At 36.5% G+C, this 21,392-nt stretch carries 21 protein-coding genes; 8 read left to right on the top strand and 13 right to left on the bottom strand.

From position 1 onward, the window contains the following. Positions 1-9 precede the first annotated feature (9 nt). The gene (locus AC1MGI_RS08450; RefSeq protein WP_480349308.1) at positions 10-1,635 is read right to left on the bottom strand and encodes an ABC transporter permease; all 1,626 of its coding nucleotides are present in this window, start codon (positions 1,633-1,635) and stop codon (positions 10-12) included. An 85-nt stretch (positions 1,636-1,720) separates the two neighbouring features. Beyond that, complete coding sequence (locus tag AC1MGI_RS08445; protein ID WP_480349307.1) at positions 1,721-2,785, bottom strand: ABC transporter substrate-binding protein; 1,065 nt, start codon at positions 2,783-2,785, stop codon at positions 1,721-1,723. 236 nt (positions 2,786-3,021) lie between these two features. Between AC1MGI_RS08445 and AC1MGI_RS08440 the strand changes: the two genes are divergently transcribed. Continuing rightward, on the top strand, positions 3,022-3,495 hold the full coding sequence (locus AC1MGI_RS08440; RefSeq protein ID WP_480349306.1) for a GNAT family N-acetyltransferase: 474 nt from the start codon (positions 3,022-3,024) through the stop codon (positions 3,493-3,495). Positions 3,496-3,868: 373 nt separating this feature from the next. Here the strand turns inward: AC1MGI_RS08440 and AC1MGI_RS08435 are convergent, their stop codons facing one another. Further along, complete coding sequence (locus AC1MGI_RS08435; RefSeq protein ID WP_480349305.1) at positions 3,869-4,582, bottom strand: GntR family transcriptional regulator; 714 nt, start codon at positions 4,580-4,582, stop codon at positions 3,869-3,871. A gap of 580 nt (positions 4,583-5,162) precedes the next feature. Here AC1MGI_RS08435 and AC1MGI_RS08430 point away from each other — a divergent pair. Then, positions 5,163-6,512 (top strand): hypothetical protein, encoded by a 1,350-nt coding sequence (locus AC1MGI_RS08430; RefSeq protein WP_480349304.1) that lies wholly within the window; start codon positions 5,163-5,165, stop codon positions 6,510-6,512. A 186-nt stretch (positions 6,513-6,698) separates the two neighbouring features. On the opposite strand, the gene AC1MGI_RS08425 is transcribed toward AC1MGI_RS08430, so the two are convergent. The 5 genes from AC1MGI_RS08425 to AC1MGI_RS08405 all read right to left on the bottom strand — a co-directional run bounded on the left by AC1MGI_RS08425 (position 6,699) and on the right by AC1MGI_RS08405 (position 10,049). Beyond that, a complete protein-coding gene (locus tag AC1MGI_RS08425) occupies positions 6,699-6,917 on the bottom strand; it encodes a hypothetical protein (RefSeq protein WP_480349303.1) in 219 nt (72 codons plus the stop codon). A gap of 532 nt (positions 6,918-7,449) precedes the next feature. Next, positions 7,450-7,662 (bottom strand): hypothetical protein, encoded by a 213-nt coding sequence (locus tag AC1MGI_RS08420; RefSeq protein WP_480349302.1) that lies wholly within the window; start codon positions 7,660-7,662, stop codon positions 7,450-7,452. 31 nt (positions 7,663-7,693) lie between these two features. Continuing rightward, positions 7,694-8,731, bottom strand: coding sequence for a serine hydrolase domain-containing protein (locus AC1MGI_RS08415; RefSeq protein ID WP_480349301.1), 1,038 nt, complete (start codon positions 8,729-8,731; stop codon positions 7,694-7,696). Positions 8,732-9,135: 404 nt separating this feature from the next. Beyond that, positions 9,136-9,447 carry a hypothetical protein gene (locus AC1MGI_RS08410; protein ID WP_480349300.1) on the bottom strand — a complete coding sequence of 104 codons (312 nt, stop codon included), beginning with the start codon at positions 9,445-9,447 and terminating at the stop codon, positions 9,136-9,138. Between the two features lie 245 nt (positions 9,448-9,692). Further along, a complete protein-coding gene (locus AC1MGI_RS08405) occupies positions 9,693-10,049 on the bottom strand; it encodes a hypothetical protein (protein ID WP_480349299.1) in 357 nt (118 codons plus the stop codon). On the opposite strand from AC1MGI_RS08405, the gene AC1MGI_RS08400 reads away from it, so the two are divergent. Then, entirely contained in the window at positions 10,029-10,505 is a 477-nt protein-coding gene (locus tag AC1MGI_RS08400; RefSeq protein ID WP_062184132.1) for a cell wall hydrolase, read from the top strand. The genes AC1MGI_RS08405 and AC1MGI_RS08400 overlap by 21 nt on opposite strands. Positions 10,506-10,711: 206 nt before the next feature. Next, a complete protein-coding gene (gene gerQ, locus AC1MGI_RS08395) occupies positions 10,712-10,993 on the top strand; it encodes a spore coat protein GerQ (protein ID WP_480349298.1) in 282 nt (93 codons plus the stop codon). 162 nt (positions 10,994-11,155) lie between these two features. Here gerQ and AC1MGI_RS08390 read toward each other — a convergent pair whose 3' ends face one another. Further along, complete coding sequence (locus AC1MGI_RS08390; protein WP_480349297.1) at positions 11,156-11,857, bottom strand: hypothetical protein; 702 nt, start codon at positions 11,855-11,857, stop codon at positions 11,156-11,158. Positions 11,858-12,114: 257 nt separating this feature from the next. Between AC1MGI_RS08390 and vanR the strand changes: the two genes are divergently transcribed. The 4 genes from vanR to AC1MGI_RS08370 all read left to right on the top strand — a co-directional run bounded on the left by vanR (position 12,115) and on the right by AC1MGI_RS08370 (position 15,800). Further along, positions 12,115-12,810, top strand: a complete 696-nt coding sequence (gene vanR / locus AC1MGI_RS08385; RefSeq protein ID WP_480349742.1) for a vancomycin resistance response regulator transcription factor, VanR-F/VanR-M family — start codon at positions 12,115-12,117, stop codon at positions 12,808-12,810. Beyond that, positions 12,803-13,903 carry a sensor histidine kinase gene (locus tag AC1MGI_RS08380; RefSeq protein ID WP_480349296.1) on the top strand — a complete coding sequence of 367 codons (1,101 nt, stop codon included), beginning with the start codon at positions 12,803-12,805 and terminating at the stop codon, positions 13,901-13,903. Before vanR ends, AC1MGI_RS08380 begins: the two co-directional genes overlap by 8 nt. A gap of 114 nt (positions 13,904-14,017) precedes the next feature. Then, on the top strand, positions 14,018-14,896 hold the full coding sequence (vanY, locus tag AC1MGI_RS08375; protein ID WP_480349295.1) for a VanY-A/VanY-F/VanY-M family D-Ala-D-Ala carboxypeptidase: 879 nt from the start codon (positions 14,018-14,020) through the stop codon (positions 14,894-14,896). 247 nt (positions 14,897-15,143) lie between these two features. Next, positions 15,144-15,800, top strand: coding sequence for a VanZ family protein (locus AC1MGI_RS08370; protein WP_480349294.1), 657 nt, complete (start codon positions 15,144-15,146; stop codon positions 15,798-15,800). Positions 15,801-16,183: 383 nt separating this feature from the next. Here the strand turns inward: AC1MGI_RS08370 and AC1MGI_RS08365 are convergent, their stop codons facing one another. The 4 genes from AC1MGI_RS08365 to AC1MGI_RS08350 form a co-directional block, all read right to left on the bottom strand. Further along, complete coding sequence (locus tag AC1MGI_RS08365) at positions 16,184-17,008, bottom strand: carbohydrate ABC transporter permease (RefSeq protein WP_480349293.1); 825 nt, start codon at positions 17,006-17,008, stop codon at positions 16,184-16,186. Continuing rightward, positions 17,001-17,930, bottom strand: coding sequence for a carbohydrate ABC transporter permease (locus AC1MGI_RS08360; RefSeq protein WP_480349292.1), 930 nt, complete (start codon positions 17,928-17,930; stop codon positions 17,001-17,003). The genes AC1MGI_RS08365 and AC1MGI_RS08360 overlap by 8 nt, the downstream gene beginning before the upstream one ends. Before the next feature lie 245 nt (positions 17,931-18,175). Beyond that, positions 18,176-19,462, bottom strand: a complete 1,287-nt coding sequence (locus tag AC1MGI_RS08355) for an ABC transporter substrate-binding protein (protein WP_480349291.1) — start codon at positions 19,460-19,462, stop codon at positions 18,176-18,178. 181 nt (positions 19,463-19,643) lie between these two features. Next, entirely contained in the window at positions 19,644-21,293 is a 1,650-nt protein-coding gene (locus AC1MGI_RS08350; RefSeq protein ID WP_480349290.1) for a cache domain-containing sensor histidine kinase, read from the bottom strand. Positions 21,294-21,392: the final 99 nt, after the last annotated feature.

Below are 21,392 nucleotides of genomic sequence, written 5' to 3'. Positions count from 1 at the left end.
GACCTCCACTTAATAATCGCTAGATTTTCTTTTATTTCTTAAAAAAAGTTGTGATAATCCTAAGACAGCAAAAGCGATGGAAATAAGGACAATCGTAAATGACGATGCTTTACCCCACTCACCGTTCGAAACAAGACCTAAAATTGACACCGTACCAACGGATGTTTTTGCAGAATAGATGAATACGATGACGCTCAAGCACGTAACCGATCTTAAAAACGTCACAACCATTCCTGAAACAAATGGTCCTTTTAATAGAGGCAGTAAAACATGACGAAACGTTTTCAGACGATTTGCACCTAAGTTTTGTGATGCCTCTTCTAAGGAACTACTAATCTGTTGTAGCCCAGCCAAAAGCGTGCTATAAAATGTAGGTACATTCCATATTGTTAAAGCAATGACCATAATCATTGCTGTTCCTGACAGCATTATTGGTTCAGTGTTAAATGCAATTGCAAACCCCAATCCTAGGAAGACTCCTGGAACGGCACCTGGAAGTACGGACAGAAAATCTAAAAAGCGATTTATTCCAATCTTCTTTCTTTGCACAATGAATGCAAGAGGAAACGCCAATAAACCAGCCAAAACCGATGAAAGAATAGCAAATTGAATACTATTCGTCAGCTCTTTCCCTTTTGAAAATACATAATCTAAATTTGCGAAAGTTAAGGACCAGTTATAGCCCCATGTTGTTGTAAAAGCTCCATAAAATAAAACTCCATAGACCAACAAAACAATAACAGTAATAAACATACAAAAAGAATAAAGGGTCCATTTTATATAGGATGGTATTGGATAATGACTTGAATATGATTCTTTTCCTGTTACTGTCGTATATGATCGTTTTCCAACCCACTGCCTATTCAATAAAAATAGACCTAGTGCGGGAATTAAAAGAGTCGTCGATAGGATAGCTGCTGAAGATAAATCAAACCAGCCAATCATTTGCATATACGCTTCGGTTGAAAGAACGGTAAAGTTACCGCCAATAACCATTGGATTACCAAAATCCGCTAATATACTCATTGCTGTAATTAACGCTCCCCCTGCGATTCCCGGTTTGCTAAGTGGCAGGACAATATTTTTAAAAACTTGCCAATGCGAGGATCCCATATTATAAGCAGCATATTCCTGACTTGGCGAACTCCTTTTTAATACTCCATAGATAACTGCATAGGCATAAGGAAAAAAAGTAATCGTTTGTACTAGCCAAAGACCATGCCAGCCATACACATCAACATTTAAATTCAACACTTGTTTTGAGATAATCCCTTGTCTTCCAAACAGCAAAATATAGGACATGCCCACAATAAACGGCGGCGAAACAATCGGTAGGATCGTGATAAATTTGAACAACCCTTTAAATGGAATTTCTAATCTAGCAATTGTGTAGGCAAAAATAAATGCAACAAATGTACAAGACAGTGTAGAAATAACGATCATTATTAATGAATGAATCGCAGCTTTTGACCATCGTGAATTTGTAAATAGTTCCGAGAAGTTTTCCAATTGAGCAAAACTAACTACTTTTAGAATAGGCCAAATGACAAACGTAAAGATGATTAGTAATAGCAAACCAACCGTGAGGTATAACAATAGATTTCTTGTTACATTTTTCAAGATAGTAGTAGTCAAAATGCACACACCCTTTAAGTCAAAAATGGAAGGGATTGTCCCATAACGAAAGAGTCAGCCCCTCCATATATATTTATTTATTTATTTATTGACCAATCATCTCTGTAAATTGATTGACCACATCTTCTTTCATTTCGGCCGCTTTTGTACGGTCGTAATCCACAAGTTTCACGTCATCAACAGGGATCATACCTTGTGGAGGCTCGACATCTGATCTTACAGAGTAACGGTTAGAAAGTTGCGTATTCATTTCTCCTACTTCTTTTGTAAGCAGCCAGTCGATGAATTTCTTCGCATTCTCTGTATTTTCTCCGCCTTTTATAATTCCAGCGCCACCAATTTCGAATGCCGTTTCTTCTGGAACTATGACTTCAATCGGATAGCCTTGTTTAGCAGATTTCACAATATCATGTGCCCAAGACATCCCTGCAACAAATTCACCTGTTGCGATTAAATTAATCGGGTCAACCGCTCCTGCTGTATAATGATGAACATTATTATTTAGGCCTTTAAGATATTCCCATCCTTTTTCCTCTCCAAGTCGGAATAACTGTGTAGCTGCGAAAATATAACCGCCACCAGCTGTAGCAGGATTGGAAGAAAGGAATAATCCTTTATAATTAGGATCCAGTAAATCATCCCACGTTTTTGGCATTTCCAAGCCTTTTGGTGCAAGTTCTTCTTCAAATCTTTCTTTGTTTACAACAATTCCAAGGACACCCATGTACCAGCCTTGCCAAAAACCGTTTGGATCGTTAAACTTGTCATCAATTTCAGTAGCAGTTGGTGATGTATATTTCTCTAAAATCCCTTGTTCACCAAGAGGTTGATAGAATTCTACAGATCCACCTACCATGATATCTGCTTTTGGATTATCCTTTTCAGCTTGTACTCTTGTACTTGCTTCACCAGCGCCTCCAAGACGAATATATTCCATATCAATACCTGTATCTGCTTCAAACTTTTTCTCAATTTCTACGATATCTTCTTCATTTAATGCAGCGTAAACAACTAAACGATCAGTAGTTGTTTCTTCACTACCTTCTTCAGCAACTGCTCCACTATCTTTTTCATTTCCACATGCAGCTAACATCATTACACCAATAATCAGAATCGATAAAAGCGGTACTAATTTAATCTTCTTCATCATTCATATCCCCTCCTATTTTTCAAGCTGTCTGACATCTCAAGAATAATAGGTAATTGTAACCAGAATATAAATTAAAGATTAACTTATTGTAAATTTTAAAATATTTGAAAAATAGATAGCTTATAGCTTTAAATAAAGTTGATAATTTATAAAGATCTGATCATTTCTAAAAAAGATTGATTAAAATCAGTTAGTTAGCTTACGAAAAAAAACGACACAATGAAGAGAAAGTCATTATGCAAATTATTAGCGTTAAAGAACATCCAGAGTATAAAGAAAAAGCAATTAAATATTTTCAAAGCAAATGGGCAAACGAAAACAGTATGAAAGTATATGAGGATTCTATGACACATAGCATAACAACGGACAGCCCCCTTCCTATTTGGTATTTAATGGAGGATTCGGGTGACATCATTGGCTGCGCGGGTCTTATTAGTAATGATTTTATTAGTCGTATGGATTTATGGCCTTGGATATGTGCTATTTACATTGAAAAAAGCTATCGTGGTAGGTCTTTAGGTAAAGAGCTACTTTTACGTGCTAAAGATGATGCCGAAAAAGCAGGATTCAATCAAGTTTTCCTTTGTACTGACCACATTGGATACTATGAAAAATATGGGTTCACTTATGTAGGTGACGGATATCATCCTTGGGGAAATAGTTCAAGAATCTATGAGAGTAATAACCAAAATAATCATTTTTCAGTTTAGCATTTTTCATTCAAGAAACGGGTGCTAATTTTCAACAAAACATCCCCTAAAATGATTAAACTTTTTTATAAAAAAATGATCCAATTGAATATATTAAGAGTGTGTTTTGATTAATCTTTATTTCAAAACACGCTCCTTCTTTTGTTCGTTTAGCAAGGTTTATTAGTATCAATTTGATCAAACATTATACTAAAGAAACATTGCTGCCCATAACGAAAGGGTCAGACGCCGCAACTACTATTTACAGATTATAGTTAGTATTTATCTACTATATACTGTGTATAGTGTGCGAGGTCTGACCCTTTCTGAGAACACCGTCTCCTTTGCGACGAGCAAGCGGGGCAAACGTCTACTTTTTTAAACACCTCTAACATTAATCTCGTTTAATTGTTAATTTAAATATCTTCGTATTTAAATAATCTACTGAATAGAATACTGGTTGATTGGCATCATCGAAGTGAAGTTGTTTTAATAAGATAATTTTACTACCCAAAAGTTCGATTGCCTTTTGATCCATTTCTATAGAAGGGTCGACTGCGTAAATTTCCGTGATGGCAGAAATTATTTTAATGTTAGCCTTTTTTTCCAAAACATCAAATATAGCTCCTGAAAATCCATCATTGAATAGATCACCAATCATACGCTGTGGAAAAATATTATAATAAAAAGCAACCTTATTTCCATCTGCCGTTCTCGTCCGCTCTAATATCGTGACTTGTTCCGTCTCTTCTAAGCTCAATTTTATTTTCCATTCTTCTTCTGGATTCATTTGATAGATTTTCATGTCAGTTTCTCCTGCCTCATACCCAACATTTCGAATCATTTGGCCAGTACTCTGTAATCTATTTAAAGGATTTTCTATGTAGTTAAGTTTATTGTTCACATATGTACCTACTCCGTTTTTACTGATAAGTAAGCCTTCCTTTTGTAACATCTTTATGGCTTCTCGTAATGTGGACCTGCTGACATTAAACTTTTTTGCAAGCATCGGTTCCGAATCTAGCTTTTGTCCTGGCAGCAGCTCCTTATTTTTGATACTTTTTTCAATCTCTTCCTTGACTTGTATGTATCGCAACTTTTTCGCCATATTTTTTTATTCCCCTTTGAAATATATTCCAATGACATTTATGATGTTTTCGTTGTCTCAATCTTAAAAGTGAGTTACTCGTAAGTTCTCACATACTACAGAAGGGATTTTTTGTTAATACTATCGATTTTGTCATACAATTTCAAGCCTTTCTCCCTCCTAATTATAAGCGGAAATTAATAACGGTGCTGGCCTCCCGATAACTCGAACAGCCATTATGGATAAGCTCTTTAGGTAGATCAACATAACGCTCTTGGAGAATGTCGTCATTCTTATATTAGAGATGCTGAAAAACAAGGAAGCCAAATTGACTGCCTTTTTATATGCTTAACACTTATACAAGATAAAATAAAGAAGATCATTCATAGGACAGAGTGTACTTTCTTTTTCACCGCACGATCAATCAGGATCCCACAAAAAGGTTGATTTATCATTTTCTCCATACGAGAAACAATAACAACTTCTGTATAATCCGAATTTTTTCAAAATCTTAATAAAGAGTTTATACCAAGTTTATATTTATCCAATATTCTAAATAATAGCTGTCTGACATCATCTATTTACTATTGGAGGGATCTTCTTGTTTAAGAAAATGATTGGCACAGTACTGGCAGGGGTATTACTGTTTTGTTCTTTTGGCGCATTTAATCCGCATAAGACACAAGCGGCTTCATCGCTAGAGATTGCCGAATATTGGGCACCAGAGTTTTATCAGGATGTGAACGATACTTATGGGTACAGTGCAGATTATGTGACGAACTTTGACTATGATGGAGATTGGGTAGGTAATAACAATTGGGAAAATTTAAATAAGTACCCCATGAAGTCCAATATCTATTATTCAGTAGTAGAAACTTCGACCCATTATTTTATTGGTTATTATGATTACCATACTCGTGATGACGGTCCAACGGTATTTGATATGCATGAGAATGATTTAGAAGGTGTTTTGGTTGTCATCCGCAAAGACGGCACCCCCTACGGAACATTCCGATTAATGGAAACTGTGGCACATAATCAATTTTATCAATATACAAATGATCCTTCGATTACGACTGGTTCTGACAACATAGATGGAGGTGTGCTGTTCAACGGTTCCCATCCGAAAGTATTCATACAGTCGAACGGGCAAAGCCCTATCGGGGGTCATGGCAATTATGCCTATGACGGAACGGATGCTCCAGGAGGAGATGGGATCGTTTATTATTACAGTGATCGTGCAGATGTAGTTACAAACGCTTCTGGAAACTACACGAACAAATATAGCTATGATCTTGTTTCTTTTGATGAATTTTGGAATCGCAGAAATGATATCGGAAACGGACATACCTTTGGCAGCTGGGGTAAACTTGACGGAGATACGTATCAGCAGGATTCAGCTGCTATGCCTTGGGTTTGGGATGATAGCAGTGACAATGCCACATTCGCCGGTGATTTCTTGAGTGATCCAGCCCATATGGTGGATACACATCTGAATGGACTCGGCTATTTTTCCCACACATATGTGAATCATCCTTATTATTCTCACCGGATACAAGTAAATAGTGTGACAAGTCTTAAAAATCGCGATCCATTTGGCGGCAAAAGCGATATTTTCGTGAAAATACGCGTAAACGGAAACGGAGTATCCGACGATCGCTTGTGGAAGAAAAACGATGCTCCAACAAATACGGCCTATAATGTGGCCTGGGGGACGATGGATGCGACATTCGGCAATCAGTACAGCGAGTACTATAATGATCGTTATGTCAACGTTCCTGCGAATAGTCAGATTAACGTAGAAGTTTATGATTCCGACGGTGTTGACGGGGACGATGAAATGGGAATCCTAAGTGCTCATCCTGCAGTTGGTCAAACGGTGGAATGGAAAGATACCACTACTTCTAATGGAGAGGCAAAAGTTAATGCTACGATTTGGGCTGTTCGATAACGACAATTGTGTTTGAAATGAAGGTATTGCTCCCCAACTCTATCTGACGAGGGGGCAGTATCCTTTTTTATATTTGCTTTTCTTTACGGGAGAACCTATGTTGTATCTGAAATTACCTCGTTAAATATCAACTATCTTTTTGTAAATTAACATTTGACCCCGGAGGCGGAACCAGTATTTTTTTTATCAACAAAGTGGTTTTTGAATATTGTAAAACGACCAATCTTCAATATCTTTTGGCTGATAAGCACGCTCTTTTTCTGCTAGTCTTTTACTAATGATAAAAACAACAAGAGCTACAACTGGTAAAAGAAAAATCATTCCAAACATTAGTGGATCAAATACGATATAGCGAGCAAGCATTGTTAATAATAAAAAAACGAAAAGTAAGATTAGTTCAATCACCAAAGTCACTTCAAGTTATTTACGATTATCCTCTAATAAAGTTTCATATCCCTGCTCCATATTAATCCTGACACATCCTAACAGAATTCTAATCAAACTTTCTTAAAATCAATTTTGTTAATATAGATTTTTTCAAATTTTTCTCCCTATGCTACTTTTCTCTCTTCGAAGTTATAAAGTGGGTGACAAGAATAATAGGAGGAATTAAGATAGCAAAAACAGGAATTAACTATATTGCAAGCCAGGAAACATATAAGGAGTTAATAGCCCTTCAAACAGTAAAGGTATTAAACAAAGGAATTGACTAAAAGAGAAATAAAAGTCGTCTTGTGTCATCTTGCGGGGTACAGTTGGTCTTCCCATGTGTGAGCTTTTCTGTCAAACGAAAATAGGCATGATGATTGGAAAAAGCAAAAGAACCGTAATTCGATCGGAAATAACGCAAAGATTGGTAAGTCATTTATAGTCTTTAACATCTTTTTACACAACCCTTGACCACGATAAACCTCGTTTTAAGCGGTATGACGAAATGCTAGTAGATGTTTTTTCTGTAAAATCGAAAAGCTCCTACTACTCGACCATCGACTATCGCCACAATCATTTGTTTTCTTCTTATTGCTGCTTTAATTCCCAGTGGGCATAAAAACTCTTCAGAATAAACTCCGCTGTTATTACGATCTAAATTGTTTTTAAAGAAAGACACGACTTGAGGTACATAGGTTATATCGGCTAATGCTATCTGCATCTTTCTCACCCCTTAACAACGTTAACGTTTCTTATAACATAAGAGATTCATATATTTCTCCTATAATCCCCTCCATTTGATGAACACCCAATTCTGCATTTGTCATTATGACTGCACCTTTCTCTAAATTTGGAAACGCCACCATCATACATTGAAAGCCTACTCCCCAACCTAGTGATGTAATTTCAAGTTCTTTTTCCACCTCCTCTAAAAATACACCAAGCCCAGTCCACGCCTTTCCTCCCTGTGGAGTTATCATTTCTTTTGCTTTACTGGTGGAAATTCCAATCTTACTTTCCCCTCTTAGTGCATTCATTAATTCAAGTACCAACTGGGCTAGATCTAAAGAAGTTGTCCATAGTCCAGAAGCAGCTAGGTAAGGATATATAGGATATTTCCCTTCTACTAATTCACCGTATTTGTTATGACCACAAGAAAATTCTTCTTCTTTCGCTTCAGAAATTGACGTGTCTAATGTGCTGTTCTCCATTTTTAATGGCTTAAATATTAGTTCATTCATAACTTGCTGAAAAGGTTTTTCAGTAACGTTTTCTATTAGTTGCTGAATGATACAAAAACCGGCATCTGAATAGTGAAATTCACTCTCAGGTTCATACTTCACTTTAATAGGAGCTTTACAATAAAGGGTTTTCCCCTCTAATAATTCAACCATTGAAGGAATCCATATAATCGAATTAAGTTCAGCAAAACTATCTACAGAGTCTATAATCCCAGATTGATGACTAAGCAAATTTCGTAACGTAACTCTTTTATTTTTAGTTAAATCATTATCAGGTACTTTCCACCCTACAAGACGTTTGTTTACATCCTCATCTAAATCAAGAAGACCTTGTTCCGTTAACTTCATTACTAACATTCCTGTAAGGAACTTGCTAATTGAACAAGCACTGAAAATAGAATTTCTGTTAATATTTTTATCGCTTCCTGCCTCTAGAAAACCGTAATTTTCTGTAACACTGATTTGACCATTTTCAATTAATGTAACACTTAACCCTGGTACATTATAATGTTTCATACGTTCTTGAATATTTATACTTTTAAATTTCATATAATCCCCCTAATTTAGTATCATTAATAGAATTATAATACGAACAAATGTTCTTTTGTATATATTTAGATAAATTATTTATGATGAATTAAACTGCTTCTTTAGCTTCAAAATTTCCGTTATATACTTTAACATCAATGTCCAATTTTTCATTAAGTGTTATTTCGCAAAATGCCCGCTTGCTGAAATAGAGAGTAGGGTAACCATTTTCATGGCTACCCCCTCATCAGACCGCACGTGCCCTATTAAGGCTTACGGCTTACCAATGTGTTTTATTTATCAAATCCAGCTATTCTTTGGGCATAGTTCATTTTCCGAACGAGGTTAAGAGTAAAATACTCTTGACCTCGTTCTTTCGCTCTTTGTATCGCTCTTTTGTATTTCTTAGTCTGTTTCACTTTCATTTATTCTAGATAGCTTACCACTGTATGACCATATAACTTTTCATAGTAATAATAAAAAGCTGGAATCAATCCAATTCTTACGAAATATTCATTATTCCATTTTGTACACATTGCCCAGCCCTTTCTTTGGGTGGGGTGGTTGTGGGTCATAGCTACTCGCAATTTTCTCCGAATATAACTATCAATGGCTAATAATTCATTCTTGAATACATTAAAGTAACATCTACTTTTCAAGCCGTATTCTTCATTTGCTTTGATTGCCTTCCATATATAGTGAAAATAGTTGACTTTCCCTCGAATGATGGAATTCACTCAATTCACCCAAACTTCTTTACTGAATGTTAGGAACTTCTTTGTCTTTTCTTTAATTTTCATTCTAAAGTCTTTCCAAGTAGAATCCTTTGGTCGCGCAATGCAGTAGGGCTCGTCGTCTTTCTTGCGTTTCCTCCAATGCTCAAATGTAAAACCAAGAAAATCAAAATCATCATGTCTAAAATCAACTATTTTCGTTTTCTCTATGGAAATTTCTAATCCTAGCTCTTGAAGTTTGGCTTTTGTTACACATTCTGCCTTCTGAATGTCCTCTTTGTTTTGGAAAATAAGAGAAAATCATCGGCGACTGCATCAAAAATACGAACACCTAAAAACAGGCTAGAGACAACGACAGCAGGAACTAATGCTACACCAGTAAGGAAGAACATCAAAAATGCACTAACTAGCATCCAAGGAAAATTATACACAATTTCACCCGGATTAAAGGCAAGCTTTCTTCTAATCGCTTCTTTGCCATGATAATAGGCAGCGGATGGAAACGAAGGATTTGGGCTGATAGGCAAGTTACCAAAACCAGCTTCAGGTAATAAGTTATCTGTATAGGCCAAAGGAGTGAGAAAATGGGTAGACGAATAAAACATACTTCACGTGACGTGGAGGAGTTAGCTAGGCTCATGCTGGCGGAAGCGAGCGGTGAAGGAGTTCAAGGGATGAACATGGTGGGATCGGTTGTAGCCAATCGAGTCGAAGCTGACTGTGCACCTGACTTCAAAGGGTTGCGCAATATCAGACATGCGATTTATCAAACCATACCTGGAACTGGTATTCCTCACTTCGAGCCTGTCTTAAATGGATCATTGTATACACAACGTCCCGACGAAGCTGACCTCCAGAGGGCTAGAAATTTGTTACAGGGTCATAGGGAACCTCGTTCAAGAATGAATTTGTGGTTTTTTAACCCCAGTCCGGGGAAAAAGTACCGAGCTCCTTGTACCGAAACGATGCCAAGATCCCCAATGACGAAGTTCGACTTTTCGCACAAGAACCATTGCTTCTATGTTGCGGTACCGGGCTATTGCCCAGAGTTTTATAGATAAATTAAAAAGGAGCTGATCTTCTCATGACTTGCGGAGACTCTAGTTATAATCCAATGAATTATTATCCTGGTTTTGATCAAACTTCCATGATGCGAGTTGGTGGCGCACAACAACCTGCCGGCTTCCCAGTGAATATGCCATCTGGACCCTCTTACGGTGTCCCAGTGGTTCCTATCGGGACTGGGCAGCAATTTGCGGGAGGCACGATGGAAGAATCATTTATCGAAAATATCCTACGCTTCAACAAAGGTAAGGTAGGTACATTCTACTTTACTTATCAAGGTAACAGCAAATGGAATGCAATGGTTTACCACGGACGCGTAGAAACGGCTGGTCGTGACCATCTCATCATCAGCGACCCGTCCACCGGTAAACGCTTTCTGTTGATGATGGCAAATCTCGACTGGGTAGAATTCGATGAACAAATTAACTATCCTCAATCGGCAATTAGTCCGGATGTCCAGGCGTCCCTGACGACATCGGAGTGAGTTTGTAGAACGCTTAAAACCCGCTTACTTCTTTTTTGGAAATGAGCGGGTTTTTAGTTCTAACCACATATAGAGCGCAAATTTAGAAATAATTGGATAGGATAAACTAACTTCAATCTCATTTTATTATTATTTTTTGTAATGTCTCATTTTGCCTCTATTTTACGCGGCAATAGGTTTTTCCCTTTTCGCTTTCCGTGTCCATGCGATTATAATCGCGATGATTAAGGCGAGCCCTAAGTATCCCATTGTTGAATATACTTTTCCAACAAGTGTAGTGAATCCTGCTAAGCTTGCGCCAAAGCCAAGTAACCCGGTAATAACGATGGCTGGCTTAAATATTTTACTTTCTGGTTTGATGAATCGAACAGTAAAGGTGTAGAACATACCGACCGCTGTGTTATACATCATACCTAGCAGCGCAATCGCCATTAAGATGCCGACAACGGGGTGAATCTGGTTAGCCAGTTCAAGTGTTGGCATAGCAACTCCACCTACAACATCTATTTTCACTAACATCACGATATGAATTAAAATGATTAGTAAACCTAGCATGATGCCACCAAGTATGCCACCCATACCAGCAACTTTGCGGTCTTTAATGGTTCCACCCATCACAATCAATAATGCGGAACCGGCTGCTATATTATACGATACATAAAGAAGGGCACCTATAATCCATTTGGATGCTGCTGGGGTTTGTTCTTTTACTAACGCATCAGCCTCAGTGAATGATAAGTCCATTGTGAAGATGGAATAAATCAGAATGTTTAAAGCACTTGTACGTTGTAACCGGTCTTGTATTCCTCGTTCTCGTAACTCACCTCGTTTACCAAAGAATAAGGCTCTCGCTAACCCATTCATGGCTTCTCCTTTATTTAGTCCTCGTTGAATTCGACGGCGTAGTGTTTAGTTAGATATGGAACCCAAAATAAAAATGGTCTTTTCGATTCTCCTCATTTCTCATAACGCATTTGCAAGTTTATTCTGTCTCGCAAATGAATATTTAAGTTCATATAGATGTTAAATGGGATCATATTTTTGAAAAAGAAAAGGAAATAATAGAAAATGAATAGGACTTGATATATCACTGTATGTGAATTTTATTTAGGAGTGGAATGATGAGAGATATTTCGATATTAATTGCTGATGATGAGGAGGAAATTGCTGATCTGATTGCCATCCATTTAGAAAAAGAAGGATACCATGTTATTAAAGTTTCGGATGGACAAGAGGCTGTTCGTGTTGTCGAGGCTCAATCGATTGATTTGCTGATTTTGGATATTATGATGCCGAAAATGGATGGATATGAAGTAACCCGCCGCATTCGCGAACAGCATAATATGCCCATCATCTTTTTGAGTGCTAAAACATCTGATTTTGATAAAGTACAGGGACTGGTCATTGGAGCAGATGATTATATGACTAAACCATTCACCCCGATAGAATTGGTTGCTCGTGTAAATGCTCAGCTCCGACGCTTTATGAAACTAAATCAGCCGAAAACAGATAATAAAACCTGCCTGGAATATGGCGGATTAGTGATTACTCTCGATCAGCATACAGTTACCCTATATGGTATAACCATCGAGCTAACACCGAAAGAGTTTGACATTTTGTATTTACTGGCGAGTAATCCAAAGAAAGTTTTTAGTGTGGAAAATATTTTTCAACAGGTGTGGGGAGAAGCATACTTTCAAGGTGGTAATACCGTTATGGTTCATATACGGACACTTCGGAAAAAACTTGAAGAAGATAAACGGAAAGACAAATGGATTAAGACAGTATGGGGAGTAGGGTATACATTCAATGGGTAAAATGATGCGCAGTTTTCGTTCAAAGATGGTGTTGTTATTAGGTTTAAGTATGATTTTTTCAGGTATCGCAACGTATCTGATCTTTAAAGGACTGCAGTACTATTATCAGACTAATGCCCAGTTTGGAGGCAAACTTTTTTTTTATCGTCAAATTCTGAGAGAAATTGGCGACATTAACTTCTTCTTATTGCTATTTATTCCATTTTCGTTCGTTTTTTTTTATTTACTCACACAGCGCTATTCGACTTATTTCAATGTGATTTCAACTGGAATCCATTATCTAGCTCGGGGAGACTTCTCATATAAGGTTCTGGTTAAGTCAAATGATGAATTTAGAGATATCGCCCAAGATATTAATTTGGCAAGTGAAAAGTTGAAAGAAGCTATAGAAAGAGGCGATTTTTCGGAAAGCAGCAAGGATCAATTGGTGGTAAATTTAGCTCATGATTTGCGGACTCCGCTTACCTCTGTTTTGGGATATTTGGATTTGATTCTTAAGGATGAGAGCTTGACTAAAGAACAAGTCAGACACTTTTTAATGATTGCCTTCACTAAATCTCAACGTTTAGAAAGGCTAATTGATGAGTTATTCGAAATAACTAGAATGAACTATGGAATGCTGCCACTTGAAAAAAAGAGAATAAATTTAACTGACCTGCTTAATCAATTGAAGGAAGAATTGTATCCTGTATTCGAAAAGAATCATTTGATTGTTCGGATGGATAGTACACCTAATTTACCCATTTTGGGTGATGGAGATTTGATAGCACGTGTATTTGAAAATCTTTTGACTAATGCCATTCGTTATGGATATGAAGGTCAGTATGTCGATATTAACGGCTTTATTGATGCAGATGAAGTGGTCGTTCAAGTTGTGAATTATGGAGATAGCATTCCTCCGGATGAACTCCCGCATCTCTTTGATATGTTCTATACCGGTGACAAAGCAAGAACTCATCAAGAATATAGCACAGGTCTTGGCTTGTTCATTGCGAAGAATCTCGTGGATCAGCATAATGGAACTATTACTGTTAAAAGCAGTGTTATTAAGACAATTTTTGAAGTCCGTTTACCAAAGGAAAATGAACTTTAAGACAAACTAACTTCAAGTACATGATTTAAGAAAAATTTAATATTTACCCTACTCTTTTTTTTAATAGTTTTCCCTATTCTTTTAAGCAAGGAAGGTTAAGGAGGAAACTGAAAAATGAAGAAGTGGGGTTTTTTATTTTTATTATTAGTGTGCTTTGGTTTAGCTTACGTTAAAATTGAACCTTTTTTTGAACCAAAAGTAGAAAGACAAAATTATGATCAATATGAAAATGATAACGTAGAGGATAGAAGGATTTCTGAAAATCTCCAAAAAAAAGAGAGTATAGAAGAACAAATTTATCAAGGAAATCTGCTTTTGGTCAACAGTGAATATCCGGTTTACCCAGAAAGTATAAAATCGGATGTCATCAATCTATCTACGCACAATGAATTGACAAAGGGGTACGGATTGTTAGATAGCAAAATTTATTTGTCAGAGAATATAGCACGTAGATTTTCAGAGATGATTACTGCTGCAGAAAAAGAAGGAGTTCGTAATTTCTCTATTAATAGTGGCTTTCGAGACTTTGATGAGCAAAGTGTACTTTATCAAGAAATGGGTTCTGCCTATGCGTTGCCAGCCGGCTATAGCGAACACAATTTGGGTTTATCGCTTGATGTAGGATCTACTCAAATGAAGATGGCTGAAGCACCTGAAGGAAAGTGGTTAGAAAATAACGCTTGGAAATACGGGTTCATTTTACGCTATCCAAAGGATAAAACGGGGGTAACAGGAATTCAATATGAACCATGGCATATCCGCTATGTTGGTTTACCACATAGTGCGATTATGAAGGAAAAGAATTTTGCTTTAGAAGAATATTTAGATTACCTAAAAGAAGAAAAAGACATTTCTGTAAGAATTAATGGGGAAAAATACTCAATTACTTATTACTCCATTTCTCAAAGCAGGACGATTAACATACCTGATAATAGCTATTTTGAGATTTCAGGTAACAATATGGATGGAGTAATTGTGACCGTTTACGAATGATAAGGGAAAAAATAAAATTTAATTTAATTTAATTTATATCCTAACAGAATGAATGTAAGAGTAAGGTTAAAAGCAAAAGTTATTCCACAATCTTACGTTTCTGGATCGCACAACAATCCGAATTCTCCAGTAGGCTTTGCTAGTTTTGCCTTTACACTTTGCTCTCGAGCACTCCCACCTAGATGGGTTTTTACTAGGTGAGTCTCATCTTTTTAAAATCATTATATAAAGGGGGGGCTAATAAGATATGACTAAAAAAACAGCACTTATTTTGACAACTATTCTCTTTCTTCCATTTTTGGGCGCCTGCCTATGGTTTTATCGGAGCTTTCTCTTTGGGCGCTATTTGCTCAGGCTCATGTTTGGAGTGGCTGCTATTGATAGTATCTGGCCAGCCACGGCTCTCTTTCTTTTGACCAGCCTGGTTTTTTCAGCTAATATTTACCAGCTTTGCCGCGGGCGCTTTTACAAATGGTTTGTTTGGTTGGAAGGCATCGTGTATTTTCTAAGTAGCATGATTTTTATTCTTTTCAAGTCTTACGGTGATGGCATTGCCGGGGTTAATCTGCAGTTGCGGGCGGTCTTCTGGAATTCTAATGTAGAAACTTTGGCCAATATCCTGATTTTTATTCCTATTGGTTGGATGCTTTATCTGCTGTTGCGAAGTTTCTGGCAGACCATATTCACGGGATTGGCTTTGGTCCTGCTGATTGAGTTCTCTCAATATGTTTTTCGTCTAGGTATCACGGATGTTGTGGATGTGATGACCAACATGACGGGGATTTTGGTAGGTTTTCTGATCTTTGCTTTAATCCGACTCTTTGGCGTCAAATTTTATGACAGAGGGATTTATTGGGCTTTTAGACACAAGGTTAACAGACAAGACAAAAAAGCGTCTCTTTGACGCTTTTTTAGTTTAAGTCTTCGTAGTAGGCGAACATGGCCATGTTGATGTAAGTGGTCGTCCAGAATTTGACGAAACCAAAGCTTGGACAAATGTCAAGAAAGTAGAGAAATCAAAATCAGATACTGACTTGAAGAACGCTCAAGATATAGTTAATAAACTAACTGATAAAGATGTATCAAATGAAGGAACTAAAGCCTAATTCCTCGGTGTAAAAAGCGAGAAATCAGGCTTTTTATATTTGGATTTCCTTACCATCGTTAATCCGTATTTCCCTGATGTTACTTCCTTAGCGTAAGAAAAATCGGCTTTTTTATCCTGAATTTCTCTTAGCGTATGTTTTCCGCGTTTTGTTGGTTGGCCCCCTATCAGACGTTGGTTATTTATTTTACAGATCCCATCATACCTGCGACAAAATGTCTTTGAAGCAAGAAGAAGATCAGTGCTGTTGGTAAAGTTGCGATCACAATGGATGTCATAATAATCCCAAAGTCAGGTGAATTACTTGAACCAAGATTAGATATGAGCAATGGAATCGTATGGTTTTCAGGAGACTGTAGAACAACAAGTGGCCACAGATAATTATTCCAACTTGCCATGAATGTAATAATGGCAGCTGCTGCATATGTTGTTTTCATCGTAGGTACATAAATACGGAAGAAAACACCAAGCTCTGTTAAACCATCTATTCTTCCAGCTTCAAGTAGCTCTCTTGGAAACATCTTTGTATTTTGTCTGAAGAAAAAGATCAGAAAAGCAGTTGTAATGCTAGGCAACATTGCAGATATTAATGTATCAATACCAATCCCAGGTGCAATTTGAGAGATTGTCCCAAACATTCGGAATAAAGGTATCATTAGTGAAGCAAAAGGAATCATCATCGAAAGAAGCAAAATATTAAATACAACATCCTTTGCCTTACTTCTATATATTTCAAAGCCATAACCAGCAAGAGATGCAATGATTAGAGATAAAATGGTCGTTGCAATGGATATGGTTGCTGAGTTTATTAAAGCAGGAACAAGGTCAACCGTACTCAAAAGATTCTGGATATTCTCTACCAAATGAGTTCCTGGTAATAATCTTCCTTTTGTAACATCGATAGATTTATTCGTTGCACTAATAATCATCCATATGAATGGAAAGATGGAGATGACAGTGAAAATTGATAATAAAATATAAATGAATATTTGTTTTATTTTATGCATTTTTATCACCTGCTACTTTGAACTGTATGATAGAAAAGACGACGATCATGATAACAATTGCATATGAGACAGTCGCTGCATAGCCAAAATCAGGCGTATATTTGAATGATAGATTATAAATATACTGAGAAATGGTTATCGTTGCATTTCCTGGACCACCCTTTGTTATATTCATAACTTCATCAAACAACTGAAGAGTACCGATGGTTGATGTAATAGAAGTAAATAGGATGATTGGCTTTAGCATTGGAATTGTAATTTTAAAGAATTGTTGGAATGCATTTGCCCCATCAATTTTAGCTGCTTCATAAATGGAATGGTCCACGTTTTGCAGAGCAGATAAATAGAAAATCATATTATAGCCTGTCCAACGCCATGTTATTGCAATGATAATTGTTACTTTTGCCCAAAAAGGATCTGTTAGCCATTGTATCGGCTCTGAAATAAGTGAAACATTGATTAACATTTTATTAATGATGCCATCTGTAGCAAATAAATATTTGAATACTACGGAATATGCTACAAGCGATGTAATACACGGTAAAAATATGGCCGTTCGGAAGAATCCTTTTAGTTTCAATTTCTTATTATTTAATAAAACAGAAATAAACAATGCAAAAATAATCATGACCGGTACTTGGATGATGAGGTAAATTACTGTATTTTTCAAAGCAGCTATAAATGCCGGATCTGTAAATAATCGTAGGTAGTTATCCAAACCTACAAATTGGAGATTTGTTCCCGCACCTGATTGAAAAGAAAGAATAAGTGCTTGAACCATTGGGTAGAAATAAAATAAACAGATCATGACCGTTGCTATTGAAATAAAAGCCCAACCAATTAATCCATTTTTAAATCGAAATTTGTTATTATATTTTCTTGGCTTCGGCTGTATGTTCTGCTTCGTAGTTGCTGGTATCATTTGTTTCAACTCCCTACTTATCTATAAAAGAATAGCCTCGGAAGAGCTCACCTAACAGTTGTAATAGCTTCAGCTGGCGAGTTCCAAGGCTGTATCTCTTATATATCTTATTTCTTGGCTCTGTTAATCATGGCTGTTGAGGCGTTCGCTTTCCGCTCCAATCAACATGTTGCTCCAAAATCAACAATGAGCTTTAACACAGCCTATTTCTTGAAAAATATATGCGAGGCTACATTCAAGGCAAATTATTTAATTTGCGTTTCCGCTTGTTTTTGTGCATCTTCTAATACTTTATCAAGGTCTTGACCACCAAGGTAATTTTGCATAGCAACAATTAAAATATCCTCAATCGCATATGTGTGCATACCATAGTTTACTTGTGGAATTTCTTCAGCCCACTTTGAAAAATCTGAGATAATTGACTGACCACCGAAGAACGCATCTTCTGTCTTATACGCTTCTCCCTCAGTAGCTGGGATATAAGTACCAATAACACCGATTTCAGTAACTAATTTTTGATATAGATCTACGTTCGAACCAAAAGTCTTTGTAAGGAAATCAACTGCATTCTCTTTACCTGGCACATCTAGAATGTACCATGACGCACCACCTAAGTTAGAAGCATTTACGGATTTCATACCTGGAAGACTAGGATGTGGCACCACTTCCCATTTTCCTGATTGCGAAGCCTCCGCTTTTATTGAAGGAGTAATCCAGTTACCAGTCGTTACTGTAGCAACTTCTCCACCATTAAATGTAGCCAAGAACTGATTCCAGTCTGAATGGAAATTCATTAAATCGTTATCAACAAGTTCCTTATAAATTTCGAAAGATCGTTTAAGAGCTTCATTATTTGCTAAATCAGGTGTAGTACCATCTTCCTTCACATACCACTTACCTGCTGACTGAATCATTGTACGAAGAATTCCTAATTCATTTGGGTCGATAGTAAGCAATCTTTTACCAGTTGCTTCTTTTACTTTCTTTCCAATTTCAATGTATTCTTTCCAGTCGATGTTTTGTAAATCCTCGATTGAAAACCCGGCTTCTGCTAAATAATCTGTCCTAACATATAATCCAGTTACTCCAGTATCAAATGGTAGTCCGTAGTTTTCACCATCTACACTTGTTGCTTCCACTTTGTATTGAACAAAATCTTTTGTTTCAATAGATCCAGTTAATGGTTGGAACATATCTGGATATGCTTGAAGGAAACTTTTTGCACGATAATCTTCAATTAACACAATATTTGGCAATCCCTTGGTAGTACCAGAACTTAAACTAGTATTTAGTTTTTGAACGATGTCATCTTGAGCATTTTCAATCACATTCACTTTAAGGTCTGGATTCTCAGAAGCATAAGCTTCTTTCGCCAATTCTAATGCTTTGATATTAAATTTTGGATCCCATGCCCAAATTGTAATTTGATTTGAACCTGAGCCTTCTTCTGATTCAGTACCATTTGAAGCCCCAGAAGAACATGCAGCAAGCAAAAGCATACTTATCATTATTAATGCTAATAATTTCTTCATATGTACCCCCCTAAGATTATATCTTTTCATTTTGTAAGCGCTACCCAACTTACTATTACTATATTATCATCACTTAGAGAGGACAAGTTAGGACAATATTTTTAGAATTTTGCGATATTTTTAGAAAGTGAATACACACCCACTTATTCGTTTGGACTATTTTTAGGTTCTATGACTATTTTTAGTTTTTTCGTACTGGAAGTGAGATGCGAACTTTTGTCCCTTCACCTATCTTACTTGAGATTGAAACACCGTAAGTTTCACCATAGATCAGCTGAATGCGCTCATCGACGTTTCGAACTCCAATCCCACTGAACATCTCCTGTTTGCGCTTCGTATCCGGAAGTTTGTTATCTGCTGATACTTCCATTCCGTCACCATTATCCAATACCTCGCAAATAAGGGTTGCACCTTCCTCCCAAACGAGGACATTAATCGTCCCTCCACTTTTTTTATTGAAACCATGAAAGAAAGAATTCTCAATAAAAGGTTGTAAAATTAGTTTCGGAATTTGGGTTTCAAAACACTTCGGCTCTATGAAATAATTCACTCTAATTCGTTCTCCATAGCGCTTCTGATTAATTAAGACGTAGCTTTTTAAATTATCTATTTCTTGCCTAACGGTTATGGTTTCACTAATATTGCCTAATGTATTTTGTAATAAGGATATAAACGCATTAACGGTTTCGGTTGCTTCTTCCTTTCCACCCTGTTGCACCATGAATTTGATTGAAGTTAACGTATTATATAAGAAATGTGGATTTATCTGCTGCTGCAATGCTGCTAATTCCGCATTACGTTTCTGATTCTGGATAAGTACAAGCTTATCAACATACTCATGAAGCTCATCAAGCATTGAGTTAAAGGCTTGACCAATTTGTCTCGTTTCGTACGTACCTGTTACAGGTATATAATGGTCAAAGTCATTTTGGGGGGTATTTTCAATTTGTTTTACTAGATTTGACAACGAATTTGTTACCTTTCTAGAAGAAAAAAACACAATGATAATTGCTAGAAAGATGAATAGTATACAAATAAGTACGATTGACTTTTTATCAATGATATTTCCAAAAGCAGCTTTCTTATCAATTAAATTTACCAAATACAAATCAAGGGTAGGTAGATATTCAATCATAATAAGATGGTCCTTCCCTTTGAAATCTGCATCCATATAATTCATTTGCTGATCCTCTAATTGGATCGCATAATCGATGAGTTCCACTTCTGTATTTCCAATAAACTCATTACGATTACTTGATAAAATGGTACCTGACTGATCCATAACTAACACATCATTACCTAAGCTTGTATAACTACTATAAAACTTTCTAAAATCCTTTTCTCGAATCGTAAAGTACATCGTTCCATAAATATATTTTGAAGTTGGTTCCATAAAGGCCTTTGTAGCAATAATAACCTCCTCACCCTGTGTTTGATCTTTTGGTTGTTCTAGATGAAATAACAGTTTATTAGGCTGTTTGAGTGTATTTGTGGTAATAGAGTGATTCTGTAGTTCTTCATCGGATATAGACCATGAAGATCTTTCTGTTGCAAAACTAATACCATTAATACCATAGACCAAGATTCCTACATCATAAGCTTCTACACTTGTTTTTATATTGTCCATCTCTTTTTTTACATTATAATAATATGTGCCCAACTGTTTGTTTGAGTGCTTACCTGAGAGAAAACTCTTAATCGTTCCGTTGTTCATAAGGTTATTTGAAGCGATAACAATTGAGTATTGGAACGTACCTAAACTCTCCTTTATCTGATCTATAACCTTACTATTGTTAAAACTAAACCGATCAATAAAAAACTTCTCTGACATACGAAATGTAGTCCAGGTTATAAGGAAGGATATAGTAACAATAATTAATATCGTAATAAGAAACATTTTAAAAAATAAGCTGTTATGTTTAAATCGGTT

Source organism: Peribacillus sp. BM1 (assembly GCF_056679975.1).
The sequence above is the reverse complement of the archived record's forward strand: the minus strand, read 5'-3'. Positions and strand labels throughout refer to the sequence as shown.

What these genes read in the sequence shown, in the direction of transcription:
- AC1MGI_RS08370 (WP_480349294.1), top strand. Translation starts at nt 15,144, where the DNA reads ATGACTAAAAAAACAGCACTTATTTTGACAACTATTCTCTTTCTTCCA.
- vanR (WP_480349742.1), top strand. Translation starts at nt 12,115, where the DNA reads ATGAGAGATATTTCGATATTAATTGCTGATGATGAGGAGGAAATTGCT.
- AC1MGI_RS08380 (WP_480349296.1), top strand. Translation starts at nt 12,803, where the DNA reads ATGGGTAAAATGATGCGCAGTTTTCGTTCAAAGATGGTGTTGTTATTA.
- vanY (WP_480349295.1), top strand. Translation starts at nt 14,018, where the DNA reads ATGAAGAAGTGGGGTTTTTTATTTTTATTATTAGTGTGCTTTGGTTTA.
- AC1MGI_RS08350 (WP_480349290.1), bottom strand. Translation starts at nt 21,293, where the DNA reads ATGTCAGAGAAGTTTTTTATTGATCGGTTTAGTTTTAACAATAGTAAG.
- AC1MGI_RS08390 (WP_480349297.1), bottom strand. Translation starts at nt 11,857, where the DNA reads ATGAATGGGTTAGCGAGAGCCTTATTCTTTGGTAAACGAGGTGAGTTA.
- AC1MGI_RS08355 (WP_480349291.1), bottom strand. Translation starts at nt 19,462, where the DNA reads ATGAAGAAATTATTAGCATTAATAATGATAAGTATGCTTTTGCTTGCT.
- AC1MGI_RS08415 (WP_480349301.1), bottom strand. Translation starts at nt 8,731, where the DNA reads ATGAAATTTAAAAGTATAAATATTCAAGAACGTATGAAACATTATAAT.
- AC1MGI_RS08405 (WP_480349299.1), bottom strand. Translation starts at nt 10,049, where the DNA reads ATGTTTTATTCGTCTACCCATTTTCTCACTCCTTTGGCCTATACAGAT.
- AC1MGI_RS08440 (WP_480349306.1), top strand. Translation starts at nt 3,022, where the DNA reads ATGCAAATTATTAGCGTTAAAGAACATCCAGAGTATAAAGAAAAAGCA.
- AC1MGI_RS08400 (WP_062184132.1), top strand. Translation starts at nt 10,029, where the DNA reads ATGGGTAGACGAATAAAACATACTTCACGTGACGTGGAGGAGTTAGCT.
- AC1MGI_RS08365 (WP_480349293.1), bottom strand. Translation starts at nt 17,008, where the DNA reads ATGCATAAAATAAAACAAATATTCATTTATATTTTATTATCAATTTTC.
- AC1MGI_RS08445 (WP_480349307.1), bottom strand. Translation starts at nt 2,785, where the DNA reads ATGATGAAGAAGATTAAATTAGTACCGCTTTTATCGATTCTGATTATT.
- AC1MGI_RS08420 (WP_480349302.1), bottom strand. Translation starts at nt 7,662, where the DNA reads ATGCAGATAGCATTAGCCGATATAACCTATGTACCTCAAGTCGTGTCT.
- gerQ (WP_480349298.1), top strand. Translation starts at nt 10,712, where the DNA reads ATGGAAGAATCATTTATCGAAAATATCCTACGCTTCAACAAAGGTAAG.
- AC1MGI_RS08435 (WP_480349305.1), bottom strand. Translation starts at nt 4,582, where the DNA reads ATGGCGAAAAAGTTGCGATACATACAAGTCAAGGAAGAGATTGAAAAA.
- AC1MGI_RS08360 (WP_480349292.1), bottom strand. Translation starts at nt 17,930, where the DNA reads ATGATACCAGCAACTACGAAGCAGAACATACAGCCGAAGCCAAGAAAA.